Annotated in this window: 5 protein-coding genes; all 5 read left to right on the top strand. The window is 61.4% G+C overall.

From position 1 onward, the window contains the following. Positions 1 to 193 (top strand): formate--tetrahydrofolate ligase (locus QZ266_RS12435; protein WP_295695637.1); only part of this gene is annotated, 193 nt, incomplete at its 5' end. Positions 194 to 328: 135 nt separating this feature from the next. Further along, positions 329 to 1,603: a phosphopyruvate hydratase gene (gene eno / locus QZ266_RS12430; protein WP_295695635.1), complete on the top strand. Its 1,275-nt coding sequence runs from the start codon at positions 329 to 331 to the stop codon at positions 1,601 to 1,603. Between the two features lie 203 nt (positions 1,604 to 1,806). Then, positions 1,807 to 2,112: a septum formation initiator family protein gene (locus QZ266_RS12425; protein ID WP_295695633.1), complete on the top strand. Its 306-nt coding sequence runs from the start codon at positions 1,807 to 1,809 to the stop codon at positions 2,110 to 2,112. A gap of 137 nt (positions 2,113 to 2,249) precedes the next feature. Beyond that, the gene (gene pdhA, locus QZ266_RS12420; protein ID WP_295695631.1) at positions 2,250 to 3,269 is read left to right on the top strand and encodes a pyruvate dehydrogenase (acetyl-transferring) E1 component subunit alpha; all 1,020 of its coding nucleotides are present in this window, start codon (positions 2,250 to 2,252) and stop codon (positions 3,267 to 3,269) included. After that, positions 3,266 to 3,676, top strand: coding sequence for a hypothetical protein (locus QZ266_RS12415; protein ID WP_295695629.1), 411 nt, complete (start codon positions 3,266 to 3,268; stop codon positions 3,674 to 3,676). Before pdhA ends, QZ266_RS12415 begins: the two co-directional genes overlap by 4 nt. Positions 3,677 to 3,752 lie beyond the last annotated feature (76 nt).

The raw sequence follows: 3,752 nt of genomic DNA, 5'->3' as shown, positions 1-3,752 counted from the left end.
CTCGGCCGACCCGGCCCTGACCGGCGCGCCGGAAGGCCATGAGCTTCCGGTGCGTGAAGTCCGCCTGTCGGCAGGCGCCGGATTTGTGGTCGCGGTCTGCGGATCGATCATGACCATGCCCGGCCTGCCGCGTAAGCCGGCGGCGCTGGATATTCATCTGAATGCTGACGGAGACGTCGAGGGCCTGTTCTAGGTCAATCCGGCCCGTTAACCGCACAAATTTCGCGTGTTCGCGGTAACACGGCGGATTGCCCGCATGCGCGGGCTTGCGTCCCCGCCAGCCTTGGTTATGAAGCGCCCAACGCGCCTTTATCCCGAAGAGAGTCTCATGACCGCCATCACCGACATCACCGCCCGCGAAATCCTCGACAGCCGGGGCAATCCGACCGTGGAAGTCGACGTGCTGCTGGAAGACGGCTCCTTCGGCCGCGCCGCAGTCCCGTCCGGCGCCTCGACCGGTGCCCATGAGGCGGTCGAGATGCGTGATGGCGATGAGCGCTATGGCGGCAAGGGCGTGCAGAAAGCCTGCGATCTGGTCGAAGGCGAGATCTTCGAAGCCATCGCCGGCATGGATGCCGAGGATCAGCGCCGCATCGACGAAGCGATGATCGAGCTGGATGGCACCGCCAACAAGGCGCGCCTTGGGGCCAATTCTATGCTGGGCGTGTCCCTGGCAACCGCGCATGCCGCGGCCGATGTCCAGGGCCTGCCGCTCTATCGCTATATCGGCGGCATGAATGCCCGCGTCCTGCCGACCCCGATGATGAATATCATCAATGGTGGCGCCCATGCCGACAATCCGATCGACTTCCAGGAATTCATGATCATGCCGGTCGGCCTGCCGAGCTTCTCCGAAGGCCTGCGCTGCGGCGCCGAAGTCTTCCACGCGCTCAAATCGCGTCTGAAGGCAGACGGTCTGAACACGAATGTCGGCGATGAGGGCGGGTTCGCTCCGCACCTGACCTCGGCCGAACAGGCGCTCGACGTGATCATGGATGCGATCGAGGCGGCCGGCTACAAGCCGGGCGAGGATGTTGCCCTGGCGCTCGATGTCGCCTCGACGGAATTCTACAAGGACGGCCAGTATGTGCTGGCAGGCGCGGGCGAGAGCCATGACGCCGCCGGCTTTGCGCAATATCTCGAAAAACTCGTCTCCAAATACCCGATCGTCTCGATCGAGGACGGCATGGCCGAGGATGACTGGGATGGCTGGCGTGCCCTGACCGAGCGTCTCGATGGCAGCTGCCAGCTGGTCGGCGATGATCTCTTCGTCACCAATCCCGAGCGTCTTGCCCAGGGCATTGAAACCGGTGCGGCCAATGCGATCCTGGTGAAGGTCAACCAGATCGGCACGCTGTCCGAGACCCTGGACGCCGTCGATATGGCGCTGCGCTCGGGTTATGGCGCGGTGATGAGCCACCGTTCCGGCGAGACCGAGGACGCCACCATTGCCGATCTCGCCGTCGCCACCAATTGCGGACAGATCAAGACCGGCTCGCTGGCCCGTTCCGACCGCACCGCCAAGTATAACCAGCTCCTGCGTATCGAGAGCATGCTCGGCGAGACCGGCCTCTATGCCGGCTCTACGGGCCTCGCAAGCTAGGGTTCGCCGACACTCAGCAGCAATTGTCATCCCCGCCAGACTTCCCGCGGGGATGACAAATCGGGGCCATCCGGCCCCATTTGAGTCCAATCCCTTACCCAGACCTGAATCCCGGATTCACGACTCCTAAAGTGTGATCATGTTGAATCACGGCTCAGAAGAACACGGCGTATGAGCGTCGGTCTCAACGAGGGTGAACGGGTTTGGACGCGATCAAGCGCTTTTCCACGACAGCATTACTGACCGTCGCGATTGCCTATTTCGGCTATCACGCGCTGACGGGCGAGCAGGGTGTGCTGAACTGGATCGTCGTGAAAACCGAGATCAGCGAAGCCGAAGCCGAGCTTGCCCTGGCCCGTGCCGAGCGCGAAGCGCTCGAAGTGACTGCGGCCCGCCTGCGTTCCGACAGCCTCGATCTCGACTATGTCGAGGAACGGGCGCGTGACATTCTCAATGTTGCCCATCCGCGCGAATTCATCGTCGAAATTGAACCGGATGCCCGTCGCTAGAGACGCGTTCCGGCCGTCGCGCCACATCCCCATCTGATTGAATTTCCACTTCATCGCTTGCCCCTGCGGTGCGGCATCTGCTATGCGGCGATGGACGTCAGATGGGAGCGCGAAGGTTTTATTTCGCGTGCGAATTAATGACTAGCAAGCGCACAAGCAAGACCACCGCCTCGAAATCCGCAGCCAAGGGCGCCGGAAAAGACGAGCTGCTTCAATACTATCGAGAGATGTTGATGATGCGCCGTTTCGAGGAAAAGGCGGGTCAGCTTTACGGCATGGGTCTGATTGCAGGCTTCTGTCACCTCTATATCGGCCAGGAAGCGGTGGTCACCGGCATCCAGGCCGCCCTCGAGGAGGGTGACCAGGTCATCACCGGTTATCGCGATCACGCCCACATGCTGGCCTGCGGGATGGATCCCAATGGTGTCATGGCCGAGCTCACGGGCCGCGAGGGCGGCTATTCACGGGGCAAGGGCGGCTCCATGCACATGTTCTCCCGCGACAAGCAGTTTTATGGCGGCCACGGCATTGTCGGCGCCCAGGTGGCGCTTGGCACGGGCCTCGCCTTTGCCGATCGCTACAAGGACAACAAGAAGGTCGCCGTGGCGTATTTCGGCGATGGCGCTGCCAATCAGGGCCAGGTCTATGAGAGCTTCAACATGGCCAAGCTCTGGGACCTCCCGGTCGTCTATGTGATCGAGAACAACCAGTATGCCATGGGCACTTCGGTCAAGCGCGCCTCGTCCGAGACGGCGCTGCACAAGCGCGGTATCTCCTTCGGCATTCCCGGCGAGGAAGTCGACGGCATGGATGTCGAAGCGGTCAAGCGCGCTGCCGAGAAGGCGGTCAAGCATGCCCGTGACGGTAATGGCCCCTATATCCTTGAAATGAAGACCTATCGCTATCGCGGCCATTCCATGTCCGATCCGGCGAAATACCGCACCCGCGAGGAAGTCGACGATATCCGCTCGCACCACGACCCGATCGACCTGATCAAAAAACGCCTCATTGAAGGCAAGCACGCGACCGAGGACGAGCTCAAGGCGTTCGACAAGGACGTCAAGGCGATCGTCAACGCCGCCGCCCAATTCGCCAAGGACAGCCCGGAGCCCGATCCAAGCGAGCTCTATACCGACGTGCTGGTGGAGGTCTCATGACCCCGCAAGTGAAACACTTCCTCGACAATTGGCACCAGGCCGTGCGTGAGCGCGACGCCGATCGCCTGTCCTCGATCATTGCCGAGGGCTGCGAACTGCATTCGCCGGTCGTGTGGAAGCCGTTAGCGGACAAGCATTATCTTCTGCACATCCTGATGGGCGTGATCACGGTCGTCGAGGGCTTTGACTATCGCCAGGAATGGGTGAACGGGAATGAGCTCATGCTCGAATTCACCGGCTCGGTGGAGGGCAAGGGCCTCGTTGGAATCGACAAGATCACGCTGAATGAAGACGGCCAGATGGCCCGCATCGAAGTGCTGATCCGCCCGATGAACACGCTGATGGAATTCGCCGGAAAGATGCGCGAGCACGCGCTGCGCTACAAACCCGAAGCCGCCAACGGCTGATGCCATGCCAGTTACTGGCGCTTTGCAAGATTTGACACAGGACAGGTAGAGCCATGTCGATTGAAATCCTGATGCC

It is taken from the genome of uncultured Maricaulis sp., from assembly GCF_905480005.1.
GTDB lineage: Bacteria > Pseudomonadota > Alphaproteobacteria > Caulobacterales > Maricaulaceae > Maricaulis.
The sequence above is the reverse complement of the archived record's forward strand: the minus strand, read 5'-3'. Positions and strand labels throughout refer to the sequence as shown.

Bases quoted from the DNA above. Each gene is read 5' to 3' on its own strand.
- eno (WP_295695635.1), top strand. From the start codon at position 329: ATGACCGCCATCACCGACATCACCGCCCGCGAAATCCTCGACAGCCGG.
- pdhA (WP_295695631.1), top strand. From the start codon at position 2,250: ATGACTAGCAAGCGCACAAGCAAGACCACCGCCTCGAAATCCGCAGCC.
- QZ266_RS12415 (WP_295695629.1), top strand. From the start codon at position 3,266: ATGACCCCGCAAGTGAAACACTTCCTCGACAATTGGCACCAGGCCGTG.